The sequence below is a fragment of the Serratia sp. PGPR-27 genome (assembly GCF_022678525.1).
GTDB lineage: Bacteria > Pseudomonadota > Gammaproteobacteria > Enterobacterales > Enterobacteriaceae > Serratia > Serratia nematodiphila.
Genome location: NZ_JALBYS010000040.1, coordinates 1 through 23,297, shown reverse-complemented (window position 1 = coordinate 23,297; position 23,297 = coordinate 1). Strand labels below are relative to the sequence as shown.

24 protein-coding genes and 1 pseudogene are annotated in these 23,297 nt (G+C 57.7%); 12 read left to right on the top strand and 13 right to left on the bottom strand.

The genetic code is table 11. From position 1 onward, the window contains the following. Nucleotides 1-4: 4 nt before the first annotated feature. The 7 genes from MMS95_RS19480 to MMS95_RS19450 form a co-directional block, all read right to left on the bottom strand. Nucleotides 5-1,117 carry an NADH-dependent flavin oxidoreductase gene (locus MMS95_RS19480; RefSeq protein WP_004935474.1) on the bottom strand — a complete coding sequence of 371 codons (1,113 nt, stop codon included), beginning with the start codon at nt 1,115-1,117 and terminating at the stop codon, nt 5-7. A 65-nt stretch (nt 1,118-1,182) separates the two neighbouring features. Then, nucleotides 1,183-1,833, bottom strand: coding sequence for a flavodoxin (locus MMS95_RS19475; protein ID WP_015378471.1), 651 nt, complete (start codon nt 1,831-1,833; stop codon nt 1,183-1,185). A 20-nt stretch (nt 1,834-1,853) separates the two neighbouring features. After that, nucleotides 1,854-2,687 carry an SDR family NAD(P)-dependent oxidoreductase gene (locus tag MMS95_RS19470; protein ID WP_075686396.1) on the bottom strand — a complete coding sequence of 278 codons (834 nt, stop codon included), beginning with the start codon at nt 2,685-2,687 and terminating at the stop codon, nt 1,854-1,856. A gap of 64 nt (nt 2,688-2,751) precedes the next feature. Beyond that, entirely contained in the window at nt 2,752-3,480 is a 729-nt protein-coding gene (locus MMS95_RS19465) for an SDR family oxidoreductase (protein WP_242142105.1), read from the bottom strand. Between the two features lie 42 nt (nt 3,481-3,522). Further along, nucleotides 3,523-4,158: an SDR family oxidoreductase gene (locus tag MMS95_RS19460; protein WP_015378474.1), complete on the bottom strand. Its 636-nt coding sequence runs from the start codon at nt 4,156-4,158 to the stop codon at nt 3,523-3,525. 15 nt (nt 4,159-4,173) lie between these two features. Then, on the bottom strand, nt 4,174-5,109 hold the full coding sequence (locus tag MMS95_RS19455) for an alpha/beta hydrolase (RefSeq protein ID WP_049187877.1): 936 nt from the start codon (nt 5,107-5,109) through the stop codon (nt 4,174-4,176). Further along, on the bottom strand, nt 5,109-6,029 hold the full coding sequence (locus MMS95_RS19450; RefSeq protein ID WP_076740653.1) for an alpha/beta hydrolase: 921 nt from the start codon (nt 6,027-6,029) through the stop codon (nt 5,109-5,111). The genes MMS95_RS19455 and MMS95_RS19450 overlap by 1 nt, the downstream gene beginning before the upstream one ends. A gap of 138 nt (nt 6,030-6,167) precedes the next feature. Between MMS95_RS19450 and MMS95_RS19445 the strand changes: the two genes are divergently transcribed. Then, on the top strand, nt 6,168-7,076 hold the full coding sequence (locus tag MMS95_RS19445; protein WP_088381767.1) for a LysR family transcriptional regulator: 909 nt from the start codon (nt 6,168-6,170) through the stop codon (nt 7,074-7,076). A 122-nt stretch (nt 7,077-7,198) separates the two neighbouring features. Here the strand turns inward: MMS95_RS19445 and MMS95_RS19440 are convergent, their stop codons facing one another. Together MMS95_RS19440 and MMS95_RS19435 are read right to left on the bottom strand one after the other, a co-directional pair. Beyond that, nucleotides 7,199-7,501: an XRE family transcriptional regulator gene (locus tag MMS95_RS19440; RefSeq protein ID WP_004935502.1), complete on the bottom strand. Its 303-nt coding sequence runs from the start codon at nt 7,499-7,501 to the stop codon at nt 7,199-7,201. Nucleotides 7,502-7,505: 4 nt separating this feature from the next. Beyond that, entirely contained in the window at nt 7,506-7,859 is a 354-nt protein-coding gene (locus MMS95_RS19435; protein ID WP_015378478.1) for a type II toxin-antitoxin system RelE/ParE family toxin, read from the bottom strand. Nucleotides 7,860-8,294: 435 nt separating this feature from the next. On the opposite strand from MMS95_RS19435, the gene MMS95_RS19430 reads away from it, so the two are divergent. Next, entirely contained in the window at nt 8,295-9,590 is a 1,296-nt protein-coding gene (locus MMS95_RS19430) for an MFS transporter (protein ID WP_004935508.1), read from the top strand. Between the two features lie 26 nt (nt 9,591-9,616). Further along, nucleotides 9,617-10,423: a substrate-binding domain-containing protein gene (locus MMS95_RS19425; RefSeq protein WP_242142104.1), complete on the top strand. Its 807-nt coding sequence runs from the start codon at nt 9,617-9,619 to the stop codon at nt 10,421-10,423. Here the strand turns inward: MMS95_RS19425 and MMS95_RS19420 are convergent. The 3 genes from MMS95_RS19420 to MMS95_RS19410 all read right to left on the bottom strand — a co-directional run bounded on the left by MMS95_RS19420 (nt 10,398) and on the right by MMS95_RS19410 (nt 13,111). After that, nucleotides 10,398-11,297 carry a LysR family transcriptional regulator gene (locus MMS95_RS19420; protein ID WP_242142102.1) on the bottom strand — a complete coding sequence of 300 codons (900 nt, stop codon included), beginning with the start codon at nt 11,295-11,297 and terminating at the stop codon, nt 10,398-10,400. The genes MMS95_RS19425 and MMS95_RS19420 overlap by 26 nt on opposite strands. 104 nt (nt 11,298-11,401) lie before the next feature. Continuing rightward, complete coding sequence (locus tag MMS95_RS19415) at nt 11,402-11,767, bottom strand: diacylglycerol kinase (RefSeq protein WP_004935528.1); 366 nt, start codon at nt 11,765-11,767, stop codon at nt 11,402-11,404. Between the two features lie 219 nt (nt 11,768-11,986). Continuing rightward, complete coding sequence (locus tag MMS95_RS19410) at nt 11,987-13,111, bottom strand: hypothetical protein (RefSeq protein ID WP_015378481.1); 1,125 nt, start codon at nt 13,109-13,111, stop codon at nt 11,987-11,989. 739 nt (nt 13,112-13,850) lie between these two features. Here MMS95_RS19410 and MMS95_RS19405 point away from each other — a divergent pair. Genes MMS95_RS19405 through MMS95_RS19390 form a run of 4 tightly spaced genes read left to right on the top strand, consistent with a single transcriptional unit; the run spans nt 13,851 to nt 17,952 of the window. After that, on the top strand, nt 13,851-15,590 hold the full coding sequence (locus tag MMS95_RS19405) for a fatty acyl-AMP ligase (protein WP_033645743.1): 1,740 nt from the start codon (nt 13,851-13,853) through the stop codon (nt 15,588-15,590). Further along, nucleotides 15,587-16,501 (top strand): NAD-dependent epimerase/dehydratase family protein, encoded by a 915-nt coding sequence (locus MMS95_RS19400; protein WP_277951874.1) that lies wholly within the window; start codon nt 15,587-15,589, stop codon nt 16,499-16,501. The genes MMS95_RS19405 and MMS95_RS19400 overlap by 4 nt, the downstream gene beginning before the upstream one ends. Nucleotides 16,502-16,532: 31 nt before the next feature. Next, complete coding sequence (locus MMS95_RS19395) at nt 16,533-16,793, top strand: acyl carrier protein (RefSeq protein WP_015378483.1); 261 nt, start codon at nt 16,533-16,535, stop codon at nt 16,791-16,793. Next, nucleotides 16,780-17,952: an aminotransferase class I/II-fold pyridoxal phosphate-dependent enzyme gene (locus MMS95_RS19390; RefSeq protein WP_075686270.1), complete on the top strand. Its 1,173-nt coding sequence runs from the start codon at nt 16,780-16,782 to the stop codon at nt 17,950-17,952. Before MMS95_RS19395 ends, MMS95_RS19390 begins: the two co-directional genes overlap by 14 nt. 70 nt (nt 17,953-18,022) lie before the next feature. On the opposite strand, the gene MMS95_RS19385 is transcribed toward MMS95_RS19390, so the two are convergent. Then, nucleotides 18,023-18,754 carry an ATP-binding protein gene (locus MMS95_RS19385; RefSeq protein WP_015378484.1) on the bottom strand — a complete coding sequence of 244 codons (732 nt, stop codon included), beginning with the start codon at nt 18,752-18,754 and terminating at the stop codon, nt 18,023-18,025. A 372-nt stretch (nt 18,755-19,126) separates the two neighbouring features. On the opposite strand from MMS95_RS19385, the gene MMS95_RS19380 reads away from it, so the two are divergent. The 5 genes and pseudogenes from MMS95_RS19380 to MMS95_RS19360 all read left to right on the top strand — a co-directional run. Continuing rightward, the gene (locus MMS95_RS19380; protein WP_033645744.1) at nt 19,127-19,852 is read left to right on the top strand and encodes a lipoprotein; all 726 of its coding nucleotides are present in this window, start codon (nt 19,127-19,129) and stop codon (nt 19,850-19,852) included. 30 nt (nt 19,853-19,882) lie between these two features. After that, on the top strand, nt 19,883-20,677 hold the full coding sequence (locus MMS95_RS19375; RefSeq protein ID WP_075686268.1) for a hypothetical protein: 795 nt from the start codon (nt 19,883-19,885) through the stop codon (nt 20,675-20,677). Between the two features lie 72 nt (nt 20,678-20,749). After that, nucleotides 20,750-22,087: a lipopolysaccharide biosynthesis protein gene (locus tag MMS95_RS19370; RefSeq protein WP_004935553.1), complete on the top strand. Its 1,338-nt coding sequence runs from the start codon at nt 20,750-20,752 to the stop codon at nt 22,085-22,087. Further along, nucleotides 22,084-22,953, top strand: coding sequence for a hypothetical protein (locus tag MMS95_RS19365; RefSeq protein ID WP_088381771.1), 870 nt, complete (start codon nt 22,084-22,086; stop codon nt 22,951-22,953). Before MMS95_RS19370 ends, MMS95_RS19365 begins: the two co-directional genes overlap by 4 nt. Nucleotides 22,954-22,973: 20 nt before the next feature. Next, nucleotides 22,974-23,243, top strand: a pseudogene (locus MMS95_RS19360) (YtfJ family protein); the annotation flags it as partial. Nucleotides 23,244-23,297 lie beyond the last annotated feature (54 nt).

Here is a 23,297-nt window from a genome sequence, read left to right as displayed (position 1 = left end):
CGGTTCAGCTCGGGAACCAGCCTGGGGTATTTTGAATCGCTTGCCACAGTTTATGTGGGATCTGTAATTCATCCGGATCTTGCGACAAATTGAGTTTGACGTTCATGCTTCCTTCATGACCTGATTGTACTCTCTCCACCCATTGGGGATTCATAACCATCGCGCGTCCCAAAGCGACCATGGACAATCCGGCATCCAGCGCTTGCCGTGCCACGTCCGACGACGTGATTTTTCCGGCGGCCAGTATCGGTAAACGGCCGTTATTCTGCTCAATGAACCTTGCCAGCGTACCCTTTTCATCATCGTCATCCCGAGGGGTGTCCGTCAGTACATGGTGCAGCGAGATGTGCAAATAATCGATAAGCGCCTCTTCCGTCAATTGGTTCGCCAACGCCAGAGAATCATCTATACGCAGTCCCTTTTCGCCGGATTCTTCCGGAGACAACCGATACCCCAATAAGAAAGGCTGCGTAGCATGGCGTTCGATAACTCGCCGAACTTCGCGCGCCACTTCCAAGGGGAAACGCATGCGATTCTCTAGCGAACCGCCCCATTCATCCGTGCGCTGATTGAAATACGGGGAGAAAAAGTTTTGGAGCAGGAAACCATGCGCGCCATGCAATTCCACGCCATCGAACCCCGCCTCAATCGCGCGGCGAGTGGCTTCGCCAAAATCGCGGATCACAGTCAGAATTTCATCATGGCTTAACGCGCGGCCGGCTTTTTTGCCATCGTTAAACGGGCCTGCCGGTGCGGCTAGCGCACTGGCGCTAACGAGCTCGCCATCGGGGATCAAGGCCGGAACGGCTTTATTTCCCGCGTGAAAGAGTTGCAGGATCGCCGGCGCGCCGCCGCTTTTAGCGGCATCCGCCAGCCGTTTCAGGCTCGGAATAAAGCGATCGTCATAGGCCGCGAACTCATGAGTAAACCCGATGCCATTTCGCTGTACATGGGAACAGCCTGTCAGCACCAACCCAACACCGGTCGCGCGTGCCCGATAATAGGCTAACTCCGCATCTGAAATAGTTTCATCATCATTGGCTGACCAGGTGGTCATTGGGGCCATCACGATGCGATTACGCATCTCAAGACCGTTTTTAAATAAAAATGGCTGCATTAATGGATCTTTCATAACTCTCTCAGCATTTAACATTTTGATCTAAAATAAAAAATCATAAAAAATCACTTCGCCAGCGGGGTTCCCAGCCAGCGATCATCGATAAATTGCAGCATCTGTTCCGGTGTGATTTGCTGCGTCATTCGCCCTCGCAGCACCGTGCGATGCTCGAAAGTGACGGCTCCCCGTGCAAGCACCTGGGCTTTAAAACGCGCGATATGCTCGTCCGAAAAGTGGCTGTTGTGGGTATTAAACAGGATGACCCGTTTACCGCTGAAATCGCTGTTCTCGATAAAAGCCCAAATCGGCGGCGCCGGGCTGTATAGCCAGATCGGCGAGCCCAACCAGAGGGTGTCAAACGGCGTCAAGTCAATCTTGGCCGGCGTTATCTCGGGCAACGCATCCTGCCGCTCTTTCAGCAAAGTGGCGTCTTTCAGCGCATACGCCAGCCCCGGCAAGCCAGGGGCATAGTTCGGCGCATCAAGCCTGAAGAGCTGTGCATCCAGGCGGTGAGCGATATGGCGAGCGGCCAGCGCCGTATTCCCTGAACGAGAAAAATAAACGACGGCGGTACGCGATGCGTTTTCTCCTGAATGCGCATGGGGCTCTATCTTGGCCAACTGGGCGGCTTGTCGATTTTCAATCAGCGTGACAGAGGCCAATACGCCCAAAATGGCCAGCAAAACGACCGTCAAACCGATGAGGGTTCCATACATAGGTAAGCGCCTTGATGCCATTAATCAAAATCGGTCGTCTTGCTGAGCGCCTCAAACTCCCACGTTTCTTCAATGCGGGACTGCAACGTCGGCATGACGAAATCGATAGCATCATTACCGATTAATAGCTGGCGCGGAGGCGTGTCCATTTCCACCAACCGGCAAATCACCTGCGCAAGTTTGGCAGGATCGCCCTGTTGCTGACCATCGGCGGATGCCAGTAGCTCGCGCGCGCTGCCAAAAGCGGCATAATCGGCAATGCTTCTTTCCCCGTACCGGGCAGAACTGTCATTGAGAAATTCGGTGCGGAAAAAGCCGGGCTCAACGGCGGTGACGGTAATTCCAAGGGGCGCGACCTCATCGGCCAATGCCAGGGTCATACCTTCCACGGCAAACTTCGACGCGGAATAAAATGTGGCGTTCGCGACGGCTTTTACGCCGGCGATGGAAGAGGTGTTGATAATGCGCCCGCTCCGCTGGCGCCGCATCACCGGCAGCACCGCGCGCAATACATTGGCCATGCCGAAAACGTTGGTTGAAAATTGCTGCTCTATCTGTTCGGCTGTCGCTTCTTCAAAACGCCCCAACAGACAGAACCCGGCATTATTCACTAATACATCAATGCGGCCAAAACGGCTCACGGCCGCATCTGCAGCCGCCAGCGCCTGATGTTCATCACGAACATCAAGCTCCAGCAGCTCAATCTTTTCCGCTGCAACATCGCTGAATGTCCGGCGCAATTTTTCCCTATCCCGCCCCGTTGCGACCACACAGTCTCCCTGTTGCAACGCAGCCCTGACAATATGGGCGCCCATGCCGCGCGCGGCGCCGGTGACAAACCAAATGCGATTCATATCTGTTCACCTTAATCGGTTTAAAAACTCGTACTGCCTCATTGCAGTACGCGGTGTCGAGGCACTAAAGCGTCAATTGCAAACTAGGGCGTATCACGATGTCATCGAGTAATACGCCGGGCGGTTGAGCAAATGAATAGACCAATGCACGAGCCACATCATCCGGCATGAGAGCCTGAATGGCATCACGACGTTCGCGCATCATGTCCGCAGAAACATTGTGTCCCCATTCCGTATGTACCGCCCCCGGATGAATCAATGACACGCGTATCCCTTCTTCAGCCAGCTCCTGCCGCAAACCGTCACAGAATCCCCTAACTGCAAATTTGGTGGCGCAATACACGGCCCAGTTAGGCGCGCTGCTTTTCCCCCCGACGCTGGATACCGTGGAGATCATTGCGCCGGGGCGATTTTTCATCAGAGGGATAGCTTCGTAGGAACAGTTCAACACGCCATACATATTCGCGTTGATCTGCTCCTGCCAGCCCTCGGGTGAGCTCTCCTCGAACCGACCGAAAATCCCCATGCCCGCGTTGTTGAAAAGCAGATCCACACCGCCGAAACGGCTCTTCACCTCATTAAAAAGTGACCGGACCTGAGCTAAATCAGCAACGTCAGCGTCAAAGGCGACGGCGGCCCCGCCCAGTTCGGCAGCCAGACTTTCGATTCGCTCTTTGCGTCTTGCTACCAGCACGACCGAAACGCCTTCCGCAACCAATCGGCGGGCGGCAGCTTCACCAATACCGCTTGAAGCCCCGGTGATAACAGCGACTTTGCCGCTGAGACTGTTCATCTCCATCGTCCTGCCTCTATAGAAAAATTTTATGGCGGGTGTTTACATAAAATACGGCTTGTCACCGTCAGTGCCCGGCTGGTTGACGCCGATGTTCTCACCCAGATGTTTTTTCGGTTGCTCGATGATGTCGGCAACTAAAGCGGCGACGCTCTTGCGCGATACGATGGTTCCTTTGAACGGCGCATCGCGGGCGGTAAGCTCATAGTCAACCAGGTCTTCATCCGTTAACCAGGCCGGGCGCAGAATGGTGTAGTCCAGCCCGGAGGCTTCAATCGCGTCAGCCGCCCGACGAAATGGCTTGAGGGGCTCACCGATGATCGCATTGTTCCATTCACCGAATTTTCCCGGGACCTCATCATAAATCCCCAGCGAAAGAACGAAGATCAGGCGTTTGACGCCGCTGGCCTGCATGGCGGCAATCACCGCCTCAGCCTGCACATCCAGATCCTCTCCCGTCAGGTTGGCATACACCAGATCCTGACCCTGCATCGCTTGTTCTAATGCGGACGGATTCAACACATCGCCGATAAGGATCCGGCCGTTGGCCGGGCGCGACCGGATTTTTTCCGGCTGGCGAGCGAACAACGTTTGCACAAGCGACTGTTCATCCGCCAATCTGTCGATAACATGGCGGGCGATTTGGCCGCCGGCGCCAAGGATCAATACATTCTTCATGGTGTTCTCCATCGGTTATTCACCCAGGTGCGCGGCCAAAAACGGCAGCACCTTGTCCATCGCTGCGCGAACGGCTTCCGGTTTGTCATACAGCTCGTAATGTGAAAAGTCCGCTAACGAGACCAGCTCGCGATGCGCTGAAGCCGTTGCGCGCCCATAGACTTCCATGCCATCGCGATAGGCGCCGAAGGCACCGACTTTCTCGCCCACCACCACCATCACCGGCTGAGTCAGCAGCACCTCGGTAAAGGCGAAGGCATCCCAGGCCAGCGTTTTTTGCGCATGCGAGAACAACATGCGCGTCGCGCCACCCGGCTGTTGACCGCGTGCGGTCTTGTAATAGTCTGTCGCTTCGAAAATGTCGCGTTCGGTGAGCCCATGGGCCGTTGCCTCTTGAGGACTGGCAGGCAGCAGTTCGTTGACCTGAAGCTCTCCGCCCCGCGCTTCCCGGGTGCGCTGCGCAGCCATCGCATTCAGCGCACCCAGCGGATCGTAGCCGCTGAAGCCTTCGCGGAAGAGTCGCCCAATATTAACGCCGGTGATGCTCACCACGGCTTTGATGCGTTTCTCTGTCAGCGTGGCATTGACGGCATAACCGCCGCCGCCGCAAATGCCCAGCACGCCGATACGCTCCGCATCGACATACGGCAAGGTGACGGCATAGTCGATGACGCGGCTGATGTCTTCCACCCGCTGGGTCGGATCTTCTATCCAGCGCGGCGCCCCGCCCGACTCCCCCTGAAAACTGGCGTCATAGGCGATAACGACGTACCCCTGCTCCGCCAACGCCTTACCGTAAACATTGCCGGAGGTTTGTTCCTTGCAGCTGCCGAAAGGATGGACGCTGACCACCGTCGGGTAGCGCTTGGATTCATCGAACCCCGGCGGCAGCTGAATGTGGGCGGCGATGTGCCAGGCCATATCGGCGTTTTGGATGCGGATATTTTTCATTACAGCGTCTCCTCAAAGAACGGCACCAGGACGGAAACGGCTTCGGCGACATAGGCTTTACCGTCATACAATTCCATATGATTCGCGCCTTCGACGATGTGGTAACGCTTGTCGCTGCTCGCGGCGCGGTCGTATAAATCGTCACTCATCCATTTACTGCCCGCCACACTGCCCGCCACGATCTGCATCGGCTGGGTCAGATACACTTCGGCCATATGGTAGGCGTCGTAGGTAATGATCTGGTTGAGGCTGCGCAGCGTCGCATAGCCGGGCGCCGTCGGATATTGCGCGCGCGGGGTGTGGTAATACTCCCAGGCCTGGCGCAGCTCTTCGTTCGGCGCATCGGATTCTTTCATCGGCGCCAGCGGCATGGTGGCATGTTCACCGCTGCTGATATCGCTGGTGCGGGCGTTGGAGCCCGCCTCAACGTACGGCAACGCATCAATGGACTTCACATTGTTTTCCCACCCGTTGCGGAACATCGAGCCGATATTGACGGCGCTGACGGTGCCGATGGCCTTGATGCGGCGATCCTGGATCGCGGCGTTGGCGGTATAGCCCGCACCGGCGCAAATGCCCATCGCGCCAATGCGCTCGTTGTCGACATAAGGCAGCGTGGTCAGGTAATCAATCACCGCGCTGACGTCTTCGGTGCGGATATAAGGGTTTTCCAACTGACGGGGTTCGCCGCCGCTTTCCCCCTGATAAGAGGCATCGTAAGCCACGGTCACGAACCCCTGCTCCGCCAGTTTTGCGGCATAGGTGCCGGCGGTTTGCTCTTTCACGCCGCCCCCCGGGTGAGAAACGACGATGGCCGGATACTGACGGCCCGCGTCGAAGGCCGGCGGGAAGTAGAGCACTGCGGAAAGATCGATGGTTGGGTTATTGCTATTCGTGAAGCTGATTTTCTGGTTCATCATCCGGTTCCTCATCAGGGTGGTCGGTTAACTGCATCGTTTCTGATTCTCACTATAGACATTGAACATTAAGATGATTAGACCCAAAATAATGATTAGACCTATCACTTAAATGATTAATCAGCCGAACGGAAAACAGAGATGAAACGTGATGAGATAGCCGATTTGGTGGCATTTGTGGTGGTCGCCGAGGAGCGCAGCTTCACCCGGGCCGCGGCCCGCCTGGGCATGGCGCAGTCGGCGTTAAGCCAGATCGTCCGCCGCATCGAAGAACGGCTGGGGTTTCGTCTGCTGACGCGCACCACGCGCAGCGTAGTGCCCACCGAGGCCGGGGAGCAGCTCTTGTCGACCCTGGGTCCCATGCTGCAAGACCTGGATTCCGTCATGACTTCACTGGGCGAGCTGCGCAACCGCCCTTCCGGCACCATACGCATCACCACGGTGGAGCATGCCGCTAAAACCCTTTTGCTGCCCGCCATGCGCATGCTGCTGAAATCTCACCCAGAAATTAACGTGCAGCTCATCATCGATTATGGTCTTAGCGATGTGGTCGCAGAACGTTTCGATGCCGGCGTCCGTCTGGGGGGAGAGATGGATAAGGATATGATTGCCGTGCGGATTGGGCCTGATATTCCGATGGCGATCGTTGGCGCGCCGGATTATCTTGCCCGGCGAGGCACCCCGACCTCGGTGGCGCAACTGGTCGATCATCAGGCGATTAACCTCTATCTTCCTACATCGGGCACCGCCAACCGTTGGCGGCTCATGCGCGGCGGACGTGAAGTTCGGGTTCGCATGCAAGGCCAACTGTTGTTAAACACCATCGACCTGATCCTGGACGCCGCTCTCGACGGGCACGGCCTGGCCTACCTGCCTTGCGATCAGGTGCAGAACGCCCTTGACGAGAAAAAACTCGTCCGCGTGCTGGACAAGTTCACCCCGGACTTACCGGGGTATCATCTTTACTACCCACACCGCAAGCACCCAGGATCGGCCTTTTCTTTGCTTATCGATGTGCTTAGGTTTAACGACGCGCAGAAGCCCAAATAGCGTGCTGCCGCCTGAATCCACTCCGACAGGCACAGGTATCGTCTCCTGTCAGAGAAACTCTGGTTGAGAAAAGCCCGCTCAGGAAGACCTGAGCGGGCTTTGTGCTTTTCTGCCGTTAGCGCTTACAGCACAAATTCGTAGTGCGAACCGTCCGGCAGTTCGACATCCAGGCGCAGTTTGCCGCCCGCCGCCTCAACATAGCGTTTGAGCGAAGACAGTTTCAGATCGCGGCCCGGTTTTTCCATCACGGCGACGGTCGGTTGCCTGATACCCAGCGCCTGCGCCATTTCAACCTGGGTTTTCTGCACCTTCTCGCGCAGCTCGGCAAGATGGATGTTCAGCATAATGTCCGTCGCCATTGCCTGCGCTTCGGCCACGACCTCGGGCTTTTCCTCCGCAATAAGCTGTTCCAGCGTTCTGCCCATCGCGTCACTCCTTCTCTTTTAGTGTGTTCAGCCAATTCGTGAATTCCCGATCGGCAATCTGCAGCATTCGATCGTAAAAACGTTTTTCATCGCCCGCTTTATTGCCCGCGCAAAGCACCATGCCGACGCGGTACGGATCGAAGGCGAAGAATGCCCGCAACGGTTCGCCACGGCTCTGAATACGCAGCTCTTTCATGTTGCTGTAACGCGAGCCTTTAACCGTATCGGCATAGGGTCTGGGCAAGCCGGGCCCTTTTTCCCGCAGGACCATCAATGCAGCAAGCACGCAGGCCCGGTCGGCATCGCTGAGTGATCTGAACCAATGATCAAATGCATCCGTTGTTTTAATTTCCCACACGGGCCCCTAAAATATAGATCAATAGCTATATAGATGTAAAGCTATAGCAGAGAGGCACTGGGATGGCATGCAAAGGCATGCGTTGTTACTGCAAGGCTGAACGTACATCCACGCATTTTGCAAACGCAGTGCGCGGCATTCACCTTTTTACGCGCGGTATCGAATAATCGTTCAGAGGCACGGGGCGCTTCCCCGCCGCCCCTTTATGAACCCTGTCACAAAAAGCGCATAACGTTTTCGGCGTTCTGCGCTGCGGGCGATGAGCGACAAACTTGTTAACGCCACGTTACATCGGGTTAGGCAACATTGTTAACGCCGATTGATGCGCTAAACGCATCGCGCCATGCGTTTATTGCGCTTATTTACTTTATTTTCCTGAGCGAGTCTTCAGCAACAGGCGCGGCGTCAGGCGCCAATAACAAACTGGAGATAACGATGCATTCCTCTACCTCACCCATGACCATCCGGGCCAGATCCGGCGCGATACTGCGCGTCACCTCCGGCAACTTTTTAGAGCAGTTCGATTTTTTCCTGTTCGGCTTTTACGCTACCTACATCGCACACACCTTTTTCCCGGCCAGCAGCGAGTTCGCCTCGCTGATGATGACCTTCGCGGTATTCGGCGCGGGCTTTTTGATGCGCCCGATCGGCGCCATCGTGCTGGGCGCTTACATCGATAAAGTCGGCCGCCGCAAAGGGCTGATCGTCACCCTGTCGATCATGGCCGCGGGCACCTTCCTGATCGTGCTGATTCCCTCTTACCAAAGCATCGGGCTTTGGGCGCCGCTGCTGGTGCTGTGCGGGCGTCTGTTGCAAGGCTTCTCGGCGGGCGCGGAGCTGGGCGGCGTGTCCGTCTATCTGGCCGAAATCGCCACGCCGGGCCGTAAAGGCTTCTACACCAGCTGGCAGTCCGGCAGCCAGCAGGTGGCTATCATGGTGGCGGCGGCCATGGGCTTCGCGCTCAATGCGGCGCTGGAAGAAAGCGCCATTCGCGAATGGGGCTGGCGCCTGCCTTTCCTGTTCGGCTGCCTGATCGTTCCCTTCATCTTTTTCCTGCGCCGCAAGCTGGAAGAGACGCAGGAATTTACCGCTCGCCGTCACCACCTGGCAATGCGCGACGTGTTTAAAACCCTGCTGAAAAACTGGCCGGTGGTGATCGCCGGCATGCTGATGGTCGCCATGACCACCACCGCGTTTTACCTGATCACCGTGTATGCGCCAACCTTCGGCAAAAAGGTGCTGCTGCTCAGCGCCTCCGACAGCTTGCTGGTCACCCTGCTGGTGGCGATCTCCAACTTCATCTGGCTGCCCATCGGCGGCGCGCTGTCGGACCGTTTCGGCCGCAAACCGGTGCTGGTCGCCATGACGTTGCTGACGTTGGCCACCGCCTACCCGGCGCTGAGCCTGCTCGCCGCCGCCCCCAGCTTCGGCATGATGCTGGCCGTGCTGCTGTGGCTGTCCTTCATTTACGGCCTCTACAACGGCGCCATGATCCCGGCGTTGACGGAGATCATGCCAACGGAAGTGCGGGTGGCCGGGTTCTCGCTGGCCTACAGCCTGGCGACGGCGGTGTTCGGCGGCTTTACGCCGGTGGTCTCCACCGCGTTGATCGAATATACCGGCGACAAGGCTTCACCGGGCTACTGGATGAGCTTCGCCGCGCTGTGCGCCCTGCTGGCGACGCTGTATATGTATCGCCGCATCGCCATGCCGCTGCAAACCGCGCGCTAAGCCGCCATCTCAAAAGGAATGATGCCATGCAAAAACTCACTCGTTCGATCCTCGCCGCGCTGGTGTGCGCCTCCTGCAGTACGGCGGCGCTGGCCAAAGACGTGACCGTCATGATCTCCGGCGGCTTCAAAGCCGCACTAGAGAAGCTGGCTCCGGAATATGAAGCTCAAAGCGGCGACAAAATCATTCTGGTGTCCGGCCCCTCGATGGGCAAAACGCCGCAGGCGATCCCCGCGCGGCTGGCGCGCGGAGAGCAAGCCGATGTGCTGATCATGGTGGGCGACGCGCTAACCCAACTGGAAAAAGAGCGCTGGACCCAGCCGGGTTCGCGCGTGGAGCTGGCCGATTCGCCGATCGGCATGGTGGTCAAACGGGGCGCGCCCAAGCCGGTGATAAAAACGGATGCCGACCTGCGCAATGTCTTGCTGCAGGCTGACTCTTTCGCCTATTCCGACAGCGCCAGCGGCCGCTATGTCAGCGGCCAACTGTTCAAAAAGCTGGGCATCGAGGAACAGGTGAAAGGGAAAGCGCATAAGGTTGAGCGCATTCCGGTGGCCTCTGAAGTGGCGCAGGGGAAATACGCGCTGGGCTTCCAGCAGGTGAGCGAATTGCTGCCCGTGGCGGGCGTGACCTTTATCGGCGAGCTGCCTGAAAATGTGCAGTACATCACCCGCTTCGCGGGCGCGGTGACCGCCAAGGCAGAGCACCGCCGCGAAGGCAAAGCGCTGCTGAACTTCCTCGCCTCCTCTCAGGCACAGCCGACCATTCGCGCGACCGGCATGCGAACCGTGACGGCGCAGCAGCCGGTCAGGCAGAGTGATACTGTTCAGTAATCAGCTTTTCCAGCTCGGCGGCGACGAAAGACTGCATGCGGCCGCGGCGCCGGATCAAACCGACGGTGCGTTTCACCACCGGATCAACCAGCGATACCGACGTCAACACCGAATGTTCTGAAGCGGGCATCGACATGGCGGGCACGGCGGCAATGCCGATGCCCGCCTCAACCATGCCCAGCATGGTCGTCACATGGTGAGTTTCACACACGCTGGGGCGTTCCGGCACGAGGTGTTCCAGGCGCTGATCGAGCAGATTGCGATTGCCGGAGGTTTTATCCAGCGAGACGTAATCCTGCTGATAGAACTCTTGCCAGGTGAGGCTCTTTTTAGCGGCGAGCGGATGGTCGCGCCGGCAGGCAGCCACATAGACGTCCCCCACCAACGGCACAAATTCAAGATTAGGCTGCAGCCGCCCGGCGAAGCAGATGCCGAAATCGGCCTGGCCGCCGGTGACCGCCTCGATGACATTACCTGCGCTGCCGTCGATCAGCTTGACGCGCACGCGCGGATAACGCAGCCGGAAACGGCGTATCACGTCGGGCATGAAATAGTAGGCCGCCGAGGGCACCGTGGAGACGGTAACCAGCCCGGTACGCTCCTGGCTGACCTTGTCGATATCGGCCAACACCGCTTCGACGTTCATCAGCAGCTGATCCGAACGCTCGGCAAAGGCCTGCCCGTACAGCGTCAAGGTCACGCGCCGGGTGGTGCGATCGAACAGTTTGCTGCCCAGCGCGTTTTCCAGCTTCTCAATCCTGCGGCTCAGCGCCGACTGCGACAGGCAGATGGACTCTGCGGCCAGCCGAAAATTGCCGTACTCCACCAGCGCGCGAAACGCATAGAGATCGTTGAGATCAAAATTCACGGGCATAACGACCAACTCTCCTTGCTGAAAATGGCAGAAGACGCAAAACAGCGATGATAACCGCTTATATCGCCACGTTCACCGACTGGGTGGTTGAACCACCCAAGCCCCTATCGCCCCAGCAGCACCATTCCCCAAATAATGATAGTCATCACCACGGCTACCAGCTGCGCTGCGCCGCCCAAATCTTTGGCGCGTTTGGATAACGGATGCAATTCCAGCGAAATGCGATCGACCACGGTTTCAATCGCCGTATTAAGCAGCTCAACCACCAATAGCAGAAAACTGCAGGTGATTAATAACAGCCTTTCTATATTTGTAATATCTAAACCAAATGTAACAACCAGTAAAATGGCGTTAATAACCAATAATTGGCGGAACGCATCTTCGGTAAGCACAGCATCAATAAACCCGGCCCAGGAATTCCTAATGCTGTAGGTTAATCGGCTTATTCCTTTTTTCTTTTCCACAGGCATACAATCAGCTCTCGTCAAAACTGCGACAGTCACTCGCAAATAAATCACGCAGCGTGAATTTATCTCGAGTTTATTAATTAAAAACCTTAACCGTTCTCTTTCAGGAAACGATGCATTCACTCACTCGCCGTCCCCCTGCTCCTGAAACGCCACCGCCCGAAAATGCCCTGGCGCGGTTATTATTCTGGGAGCGTAAAAAGGGGACGCGATATCAGCCGCTTAAAGCGTTTTCTCGTACAAGCGGTAACGCTTGTACGGCACCGCGCCGATGCGTTCTAAAATCGTCCGCATGCCGGTATTGGTTTCCAGGATCCACGACATTTCCAGCGCGTCGATATTGCGCTTCGCGAAAGGCTCGCGCAGCGCCTCAATCAGCAGCAGCGCAATAATGGGCCCGATGCGGCTGAATTGATATTCCTGGCGTACGCCCATCAACGGTACGCGCGCGGTGCGCACGCCGCTGACTTTCAGGCGCCACAATAGCTTCGCCCAGCCGAACGGCAATAAACGCCCCTGCAGATCGGCAATCGCTTCGTTAATGTTCGGCAGACCGACGATAAAGGCGCAGGGGGCGCCATCCACCTCGGCGATATGGATCATATCGTCGGGCACCAGGAACTTCAGCTGATCCCCCATGGTGGCGAACTCGTGCTCGGTGAACGGGACAAACCCCCAGTTATGTTGCCACCCGGAGTTGAACACCTCGCGCAGCACCTGCATCTCCTCGCGAAAGCGCTTGCGATTGAGACGGCGGACGGTCACCTTTTTACGCACCTGTTCCATCATCCGGGTTAACGACGGCGAAAAATGCAGGTCGGTTCTTTTCATCCAATAGGCAAGCAAATCAATCCCTTCGCTGTAGCCCTGCTGCGCTATCTGGGCCGCGTAGTAAGGTTTCGCGTGCGTCATCAGTGCGGAAGGCGGGGTATCGAACCCTTCGACCAACAGGCCGCTTTCCTGATTGATATTGAGGCTGAATGGCCCGGTGATTTTACGCGCGCCTTTCGACCTCAGCCACTCCTCCGCTACCGTGAATAAGGTGCTGAACACGGCGGGATCGTCAACGGCGTCAATCATGCCGAAATGGCCGGTATCCTCACCATGCAGCTCCCGGTGCAGAGAATCGATTTGCGCAGTGATGCGCCCAACCACTTTGCCCTGTTTTTTGGCCACCCATGCCTGCCATTCAATATGGTCGGTCCCGGGATTCTTCTTTGACAGGTGCTCTTCGCGCTCTACATGCAGCGGCTCAATCCAGTTCGGATCATCGCGAAACAGTTGCGAGGGGAAAGCAATAAATTCTTTAAGTTCGCGTTTATCCAGAACTTTCTCAATACGGATCATAAATAGCCTTACGTTTTAATAAAATAATTAAATAAGCACGCGACAACGCCTTTAGCATTTTTTATGCTGTTGCCTTTTATTGAATTGTGTATTGCCTCCGGCTCACTGATAAGAAAAACCGAATATTCCCCCCCCGGCGAATCAGCAACGTGTTGCCTGACATTCACCCTGTGATGTCCATAATTGATAAAAAAAGGAAACAGAAAGCGGCGCAGCCAGGCTACGCTAATAGTGCTCTTTTATTATTTCGTGCTGTTATGGTAAAAGAAACTCGCCGCTTTTAGTGTGCCGACTTTAATCAGGAGGTGCGCCGCCATTTTTACCACTTAATGCTATTTTTAAGATTAGCCTTAAATGAATCGTTCACTTTTGAATTTCTTGCGGCATACTGTTTAGGAAGTGTTTAAGTTCCAAGATAGCCATGCATGAGGTCATAACCTATGAGCCGACAGTTATTTCCTGCCCGACAGATGCAGACTAAAGAACGGCGAAGTCCGGATATTACAATAGTCTCTCATATCTCGCCAGGGTGCCGCTCAAGGCTGATAACTCAGGCTACTCACGCTCTGCCCGGTTAATAACCGGCATGCCGCTCGAGCACGGCAATATACGCTGTTCGCGGAATGAAGATGGTTGAATAACAAACTTATTCAAAACCTATTCATAGTAAAACATCAATTACCTCGCCAAGAGTGATTTCTCTCTTTTGGTGATTTTTAATCTATGGCTAAGTTTGTCTATGTCTGAAACAAGTTCCGTTCATTCTCTTCCCATGCGCTATGCGGACTTCCCCACGTTAGTGGACGCGTTGGATTACGCGGCACTCGGTAATACGGGAATGAATTTTTACGACCGTCGCAATCAACTCGTGACCGTTCTCGACTATCGCACGCTGCAGCAAAAAGCGATCGCGGGCGCGCGGCGTTTATTGTCCCTGAAGCTCAAGAAAGGCGATCGCGTGGCGCTTATCGCCGAAACCAGCCCGGGCTTCGTCGAAGCCTTTTTCGCTTGCCAATATGCCGGCCTGGTGGCGGTGCCGTTGGCGATCCCGATGGGCGTTGGCCAGCGCGACTCCTACACCGCCAAACTGAAAGGGCTGATCGCCAGCTGCAACCCCGCGGCGATCATCAGCAGCGAAGAGTGGACACCGCTCATCGCGTCGGCCACGGAAAACACGTCGGCGATGCACATCCTCAGCGACGCGGACTTTAACGCCTTGCCAGAACCGGAAATCGCGTTGCCGGCGCCTTCGCCCGACGATATCGCCTATCTCCAATACACCTCGGGCAGCACCCGCTTTCCGCGCGGCGTGATCATTACCCAGCGGGCGGCCATGGCGAACCTGAACGCGATCAGTCGCGACGGGATCAAGTTGCGCGCCGGCGACCGCTGCGTTTCGTGGCTGCCCTTCTATCACGATATGGGCCTGGTCGGTTTCCTGCTTACGCCGGTGGCGACCCAGCTGTCCGTCGACTACCTGCGCACGCAAGATTTCGCCATGCGCCCGATGCAGTGGCTGAAACTGATCGCCAAGAATCGCGGCACGGTGTCCGTCGCCCCGCCGTTCGGCTACGATCTGTGTCTGCGCCGCAGCAACGCCAAAGAGCTGGCCGATCTGGATCTTTCCAGCTGGCGGGTTGCGGGCGTGGGCGCCGAGCCGATCCCGGCCGAGCTGCTCGCCCAGTTTGGCGAACACTTCAGCAGCATCAACTTCGACAGTAAAGCCTTCATGCCGTGCTATGGCCTGGCCGAGAACACCCTGGCGGTGAGTTTTTCCGACCCTTGCTCCGGCCCGCAAACCAACGAGGTCGACCGCGATATTTTGGAATACGAGGGTAAAGCGGTCGCGCCGGGCAAGAAGACCCGCGCCGTCTCGACCTTCGTCAACTGCGGCCGTGCGCTGCCCGGCCACCGCATCGAGATCCGCAGCGAAACCGGGCAACCGCTGCCGGAACGTCAGGTCGGCCATATCACGATTTCCGGCCCCAGCCTGATGAACGGCTATTTCTGCGACGATGAGTCCCAGCAGCAGATCCAGGTGACCGGCTGGATGGACACCGGCGATCTCGGCTATCTGCTGGACGGCTATCTGTACGTCACCGGCCGCAAGAAGGATTTGATCATTATTCGCGGCCGCAATATCTGGCCGCAGGATATTGAGTACGTCGCGGAATCCGAACCGGAAATCCGTTCCGGCGATGCGATTGCCTTCGTGACCGAAGAACACGACGAAGCGGCCAGGATCATTTTGCAGATCCAGTGTCGAGTCAGTTCGGAAGAACGCCGTGAACAAATCGTGCATTCGCTGAGCGCGCGCATTCAAAGCGAGTTCGGCATCGCGGTGGACATCGAGCTGCTGCCGCCGCACAGCATTCCCCGCACGTCGTCGGGCAAACCCGCGCGCGCGGAGGCCAAGAAACGCTGGCTGAGCGCTTCGCTCTACCCGCAAATGCCGCAGCTGGCCGGTTTCGCGCAATGAGCGGCACCGTGGCAGTGACGGGCGCGACCGGCTTTATCGGCCGGCATATCGTCCAGGAACTGCTGGCGCAAGGGTTTAGCGTGCGCGCCCTGACGCGACAAGCCGGAAAAGCCGCCGCAGACAACCTGCAGTGGATCCCCGGCGCGCTGGAAGATCGGCCCTCGCTCACCGAACTGGTGCGCGGCGCGGAGTGCGTCGTGCATTGTGCGGGCCAGGTGCGCGGGCATGCGGAAGCGGTGTTCACCCACTGCAACGTCACAGGCAGCCTGAATTTGATGCAGGCGGCCAAACAGAACGGCCGCTGCAATCGCTTCTTGTTCATGTCGTCGCTGGCGGCCCGCCATCCGGCGCTGTCCTGGTACGCCCATTCAAAACAGGCCGCCGAGCAGCAACTCATCGCCACCACGGGCGATATCGCGCTGGGGATTTTCCGCCCGACGGCGGTTTACGGGCCCGGCGATAAAGAGCTGAAACCGCTGTTCAACGGCCTGCTGCGCGGCGTGCTGCCCCGGCTGGGCGCGCCTGACGCCAGGCTCTCTTTTCTGCACGTGAGCGATTTGGCAAAGGCGGTCAGCCAATGGGTGCAAACCGAACCCGCACAGCCGAATATTTACGAACTGTGCGACGGCGTGGCCGAAGGCTATAACTGGCTGCGCCTGCGGGACATCGGCGCCGCCGTACGTCACGGGCCGGTGCGGCTGGTGGGCATTCCGCTGCCGCTGCTGAAAGCCCTGGCGGATATCAGCGTGGTGTGGAACCGCCTGGTAAAAAAAGAGCCGATGCTGACGCGCAGCAAAATACGCGAATTAACGCATCGCGACTGGTCCGCCAGTAATCAGGCGCTGTCGCAACAGATTAATTGGTTTCCACAGGTGAGTTTGGAACGCGCGCTGCGTGAAGGGCTGTTTTAATTATTCCAAGTAGAGGTGTGTCAACGTTCTTATGCTAAATCGCGATGCTGTAATGGATTATATCCTGACGTGTTTGCAAGGTATCGTCGAAGGCGGAGTGGAAATAAAACCTGATAGCGATCTCGTCAATGATCTTGGCCTGGAATCCATCAGAGTCTTGGATCTGCTGATGATGCTGGAAGATGAATTAGATATCTCCATTCCTATCAATATATTGCTTGATGTCAGAACGCCTGAGCAACTGCTTGACGCGCTGCGCCCTTATCTGGAGAAAAACCATGGGACTGTATGATAAGTTTGCGCGGCTCGCCAATGACCGTGAACAATTTCAAACGTCCGGTCTGAATCCGTTCGGCACCTGTATCGACGAAGTGTATTCCGCCACCCAGGGGCGCATCGGCGATCAAAAGATTGTCCTCGCCGGCACCAATAATTACCTTGGCCTGACGTTCGATGCGCAGGCGATCGCCGCCGGCCAGGCGGCTCTGGCCGCGCTCGGCACCGGCACCACCGGCTCGCGCATGGCGAACGGCAGTTACGGATCGCACCTGACGCTGGAACGGGAGCTGGCGGAATTCTTCGATCGCCCGAGCGCCATCGTGTTCTCCACCGGCTATACCGCCAACCTGGGCGTCATCAGCACGCTGGCGGGGCCGGGTGCCGTGGTGCTGATCGACGCGGACAGCCACGCGAGCATTTACGACGCCTGCGCCCTCGGCGGCGCGGAAATTATTCGCTTCCGCCACAATGACGCCGCCGATCTGGAGCGCCGCATGGTGCGCCTGGGCGAACGCGCCCGCGAGGCGATCATTATCGTGGAAGGCATCTACAGCATGCTGGGCGACGTCGCCCCGCTGGTGGAAATCGTCGACATCAAGCGGCGATTGGGCGGGTATCTGCTGGTCGACGAAGCGCACTCCTTCGGCGTAATGGGCGAGCGCGGCCGCGGCCTGGCCGAAGCGCTGGGCGTCGAGCAAGACGTGGATATCATCCTGGGCACCTTCAGCAAAAGCCTGGCTTCGATCGGCGGCTTCGCCGTCGGCGGCAAGGGGATGGATGTGCTGCGCTACAGCAGCCGGCCGTATATCTTTACCGCTTCGCCGTCGCCGTCCAGCATCGCTTCGGTGCGCACGGCGCTGCAAAAAATCGCCCGCCATCCCGAGCTGCGGGAAAAACTGTGGAGCAATGCGCACCGCCTGTACCACGGCCTCGCCGAGCTGGGCTATACCCTGGGGCCGCGCATCAGCCCGGTGGTGCCGGTGATGATCGGTTCAAAGGAAGAAGGGTTGCGTTTCTGGCGCGAGCTGATCGCCCACGGCGTCTATGTGAACCTGGTGCTGCCACCGGCCGCGCCGGCGGGCGTGACCCTGCTGCGCTGCAGCGTCAATGCCGCGCACAGCGATGAAGAAATCGACACCATCGTGCGCGCCTTTGCGGCGCTGAAAAAATAAAGTCTTTCCTTCTCGGCCGCGGCGGCGGTGCCGAAAATGGCCACGCCGCCCTGCCGAATCGATGCGCACCTCAGTGCGCAGCCGTTGATACCCCATCAGCCGAATAGCGATACCCCTGCGCCGCCATAAATTCCGCGATGGCTTTTTCCGCCGCCGAAAGCACCTCCTCGATCGGCCGATCGGCATCGAGATCCACGATGTCGGCGCCTTCGAACGTCAATAGCGGCGTGACGGCGATCTTCTTCTCCAGCGCCGCTTTGCGGTGATCGGGTTTGCGCGCGCAGGCCACGTCCAGACTGACATTCAGCTTGAGCACCAGATCCGGTTTTTGCCCCGCCATCCATTGGAACGCCGCCCGTTCACGCGCCGCCAGCCAACGGACGAAACGGCTGCCTTCAACGTCGACGGGAAAAACCGTGCCGTCGTAAGCGCCAGGGATCTGCGCCTGCGGAAAACGGTCGGTCAACACGATGAACCCTTGCCGGCGATACGCCAGCATGCGGCGAAAACGCAGCAGCCGCCGCCCCACGAAAGCGATGATCACCGCCGACGGCAACAGGCCAATCCGGGATTTTTTCGTTTTGACTTTTTTGGTATTGCTCTCGATAGCCTTGCCCACCGAGCGCCCGAGCAGCGGCAATTTCGCCGCCGCGCGCCCGACATTGCCCGCCTGTTTGCCCAGATGCACCTGCACCGCCGGGCCATAATGTTTCACATACTCGATCAGATGTTCACAAACGGTGGACTTACCCGATCCGTCGCTGCCGATAACCGCAATCAGCGGCGGAAATTTTGCACTCATAATAAGACTCTCTTTCAATACACCAGAAACGGCGTGCCATATTTGAAGCGAACGATCGCTTATCATTGCCGCGGTGGCTGCGTGAAAAAAAATTTGCCATACGCAGCGCCAAAAAGCACAAAAGATTAAGCGAAAATTGAAAACCTCTGCTCTTTTTTCGCCGTGAGCCATGCCGAGAATTAACATAAAAAGCGAAACCAGCCCACGCACGAACAATTAGCACAAAATAACAAGAACAAACGCCATGAATATCAATTCAAATAACGAAAAGGAATACCGATCTCATTATTTTATCGCAGCAAAGCACAATAAATATCTTGAACCCAAGGCGTATTGGAATACAATAGTTTTTTTCGCATTGGATCAATTATTGTGAGTCAGCAGATAAGACCTTCATCTGATCGCTCGCCCGTGCGCGTAATAGCGATAACCGGCTGTGACGGCTCGGGAAAATCCACGTTAGCCGCCAGCCTGGTCAACGCTTTATCGGCACAAGAACCTGCCGAACTGCTGTATCTCGGCCAGTCTTCCGGGCGTATTGGCGAATGGATCAGTTCGCTGCCGATTATTGGCGCGCCCTTCGGGCGTTATTTGCTGAAGAAATCGGAACGCGTGCATGAGCGCCCTTCCACACCGCCGGATAATGCCACGGCGCTGGTGATATTTTTACTCTCCTATTGGCGCGTTTATAAATTCCGTCGCATGCTGAAGAAAAGCCGCAGCGGCGCATTACTGATCACCGATCGTTATCCGCAAGCCGAAGTGGCGGGGTTTCGTTTCGATGGCCCGCAGCTGGCGAAAACCGCCGGCGGCAATCGCTGGATCCGCTGGCTGAGAAAGCGCGAACAAAACCTGTACCAATGGATGGCGTCTTATCAGCCCTTATTATTAATTCGGCTGGATATTGACGAACAAACGGCCTATTCACGCAAACCCGATCACTCGCTGGCGGCGTTGCGTGAAAAGATCGCCGTCATCCCGCACCTGACGTTTAACGGCGCTAACATATTGGATTTAGACGGCCGCGAACCGGCCGACCGTATTTTCGACGCATCGCTGCACGCCGTTAAAATATCGCTGAGGGCCGCCAATGCCTAGCCGACAAATAACCTTTCCGTACCGAAACAGATGAAAAAAAATAAACTCACCGCCGAACAGGATACCTCTCCCACCTGCATCACCGGGCTGATTGCCGTGGTGGGCAGCGACGGTACGGGCAAGTCCACGCTGACCGCCGACCTGGTGAAAAACCTGCAGCAACATCGCCCCACGGAGCGACGCTATTTGGGGCTGATCTCCGGCGAAGACGGCGACAAAATCAAGCGTTTGCCGTTCATCGGCGTGTGGCTGGAACGACGTCTGGCGGCCAAGTCCGACAAAACTCAGCGCATGAGCAACAGGCCGCCGGCGCTGTGGGCGGCGCTGATCATGTACGGCTTTTCGCTGTGGCGCGCATCCAACCTGCGCAAGGTGCGGCGGTTGGCGCAGAGCGGCGTTCTGGTGATCAGCGATCGCTACCCGCAGGCGGAAATCTCAGGTTTTTACTACGATGGGCCCGGCATCGGCGTGGAACGCGCAAAAGGGTGGCTATTAAGCCGCCTGGCGGCGCGCGAACGCCGTTTATATCAACGCATGGCCGTCAATCGGCCGGAGCTGATCATTCGCCTTGATATCGACGTCGATACGGCCTTTTCCCGCAAGCCCGATCACAGTTACGAAGAGCTGAAAGACAAGATCGCCGCCATGGTGCGCCTGCAATACAACGGTTCACGCATCATCGAGCTGGACGCCAGAGCCCCTTACGACGAGGTGCTGAGCAATGCGCTCAACGCCATTTCCGCCGTGGTGAACCCCGCGAAGCGCCCGCAGAGCGATCTCGGGCAACCCGGCGAGAACGCCGGTAAAGAAACTCAGGTTTATTAAACGAATACAGGGCAAACGCATGACTGCGGAACACAAAATGCAGCAAAACAACGATAACGGCTGGTTTGGGCTATGAAACGGTGGTTTTCCGACGGCGCGTTTCGTTCCATTTTACGTAATGCCGCCTACCTGGGCTCCGGCAGCGTCGCCAGCGCGCTGCTCGGCCTGCTGGCGCTCTCCTGCGCCGGCAAAGGCATGTCGCCTGAAATGTTCGGCGTGCTGGTGGTGATTCAGGCCTATACCAAAGCGGTCAGCGATTTCATCAAATTCCAGACCTGGCAGTTTGTGGTGCAATTCGGCACTCCGGCGCTGGAACATCAAAATACCGGGCGCTTCCGCGACGTCGTCGCCTTCTCCTTTGGCCTGGATATCGCCAGCGGCGTCATCGCCGTGCTGGGCGGCATGATCATGCTGCCGTTCTTGTCTCACGCTCTGGGGCTGGACAGCGAAAGCTTCTGGCTCGCCATGCTGTACTGCACCCTGATCCCATCGATGACCTCGTCCACGCCGACCGGCGTGCTCCGCGCCTTCAACCGCTTCGATTTAATCGCCATCCAGCAGGCGATCAAACCGTTCCTGCAGGCGGTGGGCAGCGTCATCTCCTATTATTTCGATCTGGGGTTCCCCGGCTTTATCGTCACCTGGTACGCCTCTAACCTGATCGGCGGCACGCTGTTTTGGTGGTTCACCGCGCGCGAGCTGCGCCGCCGCGATATCCATGGCGCGCTGAGGCCGCGCCTGTTCAACGTCGCGCGCCGCATCGAGGGCGCCTGGAATTTCGTCTGGACCACCAACATCGCCCATACCATCTGGGCCGCCCGCAACTCCTGCACCACCGTGCTGGTGGGCGTGGTGCTCGGCCCGGCCGCCGCCGGGCTGTTCAAGATCGCCATGACCTTCTTCGATGCGACGGGCACCCCGGCCAAGCTGCTGGAGAAAAGCTTCTATCCCGAGATCATGCGCCTGGATCCGCGCACCAAGACCCCGTGGCTGCTCGGCCTGCGCTCTTCGCTGCTGGCCGGCGGCATCGGCCTGGCCGTTGCGGTGTTGATGTTGCTGGTGGGCAAGCCGCTTATTTCCGCGGTATTCGGGCAGCAATACCTGGAAGCCTATGACCTGATTCAAATCATGCTGGGCGCGATCATCGTCTCCATGATGGGCTTCCCGCAGGAATCCTTACTGTTTATGGCGGGCAAACAGCGCGCCTTCCTGATCGCGCAGGCGACGGCCTCGGCGGCCTACATTGCGCTGCTGGTGTCGATGGCGTATGCCTTCGGCGTGCAGGGCGCCGCCTTCGCTTATTTACTTGGGCAATGTTTAGACGTTCTGTTATCCCTGATACCGACGATCGGCGCCTACCGCAATCGCTTTATGTTGGGGCTGAATGTGCCCAAAGAGAGTAATCAATGACCGCTAGCAATAATTGGAAAAAGTTCTCAGCCGAAACCACCCAGGCGCTGTTTGTCGCGGTGGAAGAGGACGACCTGGTTGAGGCGAATATCAGCCTGCCGCAGCAGATTGATCTGGAATGCTCCCCCGAGAGCATTCGGGACAACTACGCGCTGTGCCTGCAGTTTTGGGAAGACGGCTTTTCCCGCCGCGAGCTGCTGCAATTGGTGAACGGTTTCCTGCAAGACCCGCAGTTGGCGGCGGCTACCCGCATGCGCTACAAATATATCCGCGCCCGCTATAAGCACCTGCGCTTCGCCCAGCAGCTGTACGGCGCCCCGCACCGCGCCAACCGCCTGTTCCACACCACCACCGTGGTGCTCGGCCATTTTCAGGACGCGTTTCGCAACGGCAACCAGAAGAACCTGACGCTTTACGGCAACCTGCTGCGGCTGCTGCTCAGCAAGCCGGTGTGGTCTTACGTGCGCTATGCGCTGCGCCACACCCGGCTGGAAAGCGCACAGGGCTTTATCGCCTACCGCCAGGAGCAAATGCGCCAGCTGCAAACGCTGATCGCCGGCCCGTCGCTGACCGGGCATCAGTTCCATGACGTGCGCAAAATCGTCAGCCGCCAGGTCTCGTTCTACGACACGCTGAGATCGATCGATCCCGACAACCGCGAGGCCCGACAGATCTCGCGCTTCCTGGCGGCGATTAACGGCCTGATGGGCGACCGGCATGACGTGATGGTGGCGGACAAGCTGGCCGGCGGCGATATCTATGATCGGCCGGCGATCCTGGATATCGACATCCGCCAGCGCCTGGAGCTGCTGCTGGCGCGTTTTCCGCTGTCGTTTTCCCAGCCGGCCATCGCGGCGGGCAGATAAGCGGGTTGCCCGGAGCCATGATGACGTTACGTCGCTTGCTGCCCCTTGCGCTGCTGCTGTCGCCGCTGACGGCATCTGCGCATAACTTCGTGCATGGCCGGCCGGTGGCGCCGATCGCCATCGCCGATCGCGGCGAGCTGCTGCTGCGCAACGGCGATTTCAGCTACCGGCCGTGGAACAGCGCAAAACTGGCGGGCAAGGTGCGGGTGATCCAGTACATCGCCGGGCGCACCTCCGCCAAAAAGAAGAACTCGCTGCTGATCAACGCCGTTAAGGACGCGAACCTGCCGGGCTGTCTCTTATACACATCTGACGCTGCCGACGATGGCCTCTGTGTGTAGATC

Bases quoted from the DNA above. Each gene is read 5' to 3' on its own strand.
- MMS95_RS19440 (WP_004935502.1), bottom strand. From the start codon at position 7,501: ATGGGCAGAACGCTGGAACAGCTTATTGCGGAGGAAAAGCCCGAGGTC.
- MMS95_RS19465 (WP_242142105.1), bottom strand. From the start codon at position 3,480: ATGAACAGTCTCAGCGGCAAAGTCGCTGTTATCACCGGGGCTTCAAGC.
- MMS95_RS19455 (WP_049187877.1), bottom strand. From the start codon at position 5,109: ATGAAAAATATCCGCATCCAAAACGCCGATATGGCCTGGCACATCGCC.
- MMS95_RS19365 (WP_088381771.1), top strand. From the start codon at position 22,084: ATGACCGCTAGCAATAATTGGAAAAAGTTCTCAGCCGAAACCACCCAG.
- MMS95_RS19420 (WP_242142102.1), bottom strand. From the start codon at position 11,297: ATGCCCGTGAATTTTGATCTCAACGATCTCTATGCGTTTCGCGCGCTG.
- MMS95_RS19410 (WP_015378481.1), bottom strand. From the start codon at position 13,111: ATGATCCGTATTGAGAAAGTTCTGGATAAACGCGAACTTAAAGAATTT.
- MMS95_RS19425 (WP_242142104.1), top strand. From the start codon at position 9,617: ATGCAAAAACTCACTCGTTCGATCCTCGCCGCGCTGGTGTGCGCCTCC.
- MMS95_RS19430 (WP_004935508.1), top strand. From the start codon at position 8,295: ATGCATTCCTCTACCTCACCCATGACCATCCGGGCCAGATCCGGCGCG.
- MMS95_RS19470 (WP_075686396.1), bottom strand. From the start codon at position 2,687: ATGAATCGCATTTGGTTTGTCACCGGCGCCGCGCGCGGCATGGGCGCC.
- MMS95_RS19370 (WP_004935553.1), top strand. From the start codon at position 20,750: ATGAAACGGTGGTTTTCCGACGGCGCGTTTCGTTCCATTTTACGTAAT.
- MMS95_RS19450 (WP_076740653.1), bottom strand. From the start codon at position 6,029: ATGATGAACCAGAAAATCAGCTTCACGAATAGCAATAACCCAACCATC.
- MMS95_RS19375 (WP_075686268.1), top strand. From the start codon at position 19,883: ATGAAAAAAAATAAACTCACCGCCGAACAGGATACCTCTCCCACCTGC.
- MMS95_RS19460 (WP_015378474.1), bottom strand. From the start codon at position 4,158: ATGAAGAATGTATTGATCCTTGGCGCCGGCGGCCAAATCGCCCGCCAT.
- MMS95_RS19480 (WP_004935474.1), bottom strand. From the start codon at position 1,117: ATGCAGCCATTTTTATTTAAAAACGGTCTTGAGATGCGTAATCGCATC.
- MMS95_RS19445 (WP_088381767.1), top strand. From the start codon at position 6,168: ATGAAACGTGATGAGATAGCCGATTTGGTGGCATTTGTGGTGGTCGCC.
- MMS95_RS19405 (WP_033645743.1), top strand. From the start codon at position 13,851: ATGTCTGAAACAAGTTCCGTTCATTCTCTTCCCATGCGCTATGCGGAC.
- MMS95_RS19475 (WP_015378471.1), bottom strand. From the start codon at position 1,833: ATGTATGGAACCCTCATCGGTTTGACGGTCGTTTTGCTGGCCATTTTG.
- MMS95_RS19390 (WP_075686270.1), top strand. From the start codon at position 16,780: ATGGGACTGTATGATAAGTTTGCGCGGCTCGCCAATGACCGTGAACAA.
- MMS95_RS19395 (WP_015378483.1), top strand. From the start codon at position 16,533: ATGCTAAATCGCGATGCTGTAATGGATTATATCCTGACGTGTTTGCAA.
- MMS95_RS19415 (WP_004935528.1), bottom strand. From the start codon at position 11,767: ATGCCTGTGGAAAAGAAAAAAGGAATAAGCCGATTAACCTACAGCATT.
- MMS95_RS19400 (WP_277951874.1), top strand. From the start codon at position 15,587: ATGAGCGGCACCGTGGCAGTGACGGGCGCGACCGGCTTTATCGGCCGG.
- MMS95_RS19385 (WP_015378484.1), bottom strand. From the start codon at position 18,754: ATGAGTGCAAAATTTCCGCCGCTGATTGCGGTTATCGGCAGCGACGGA.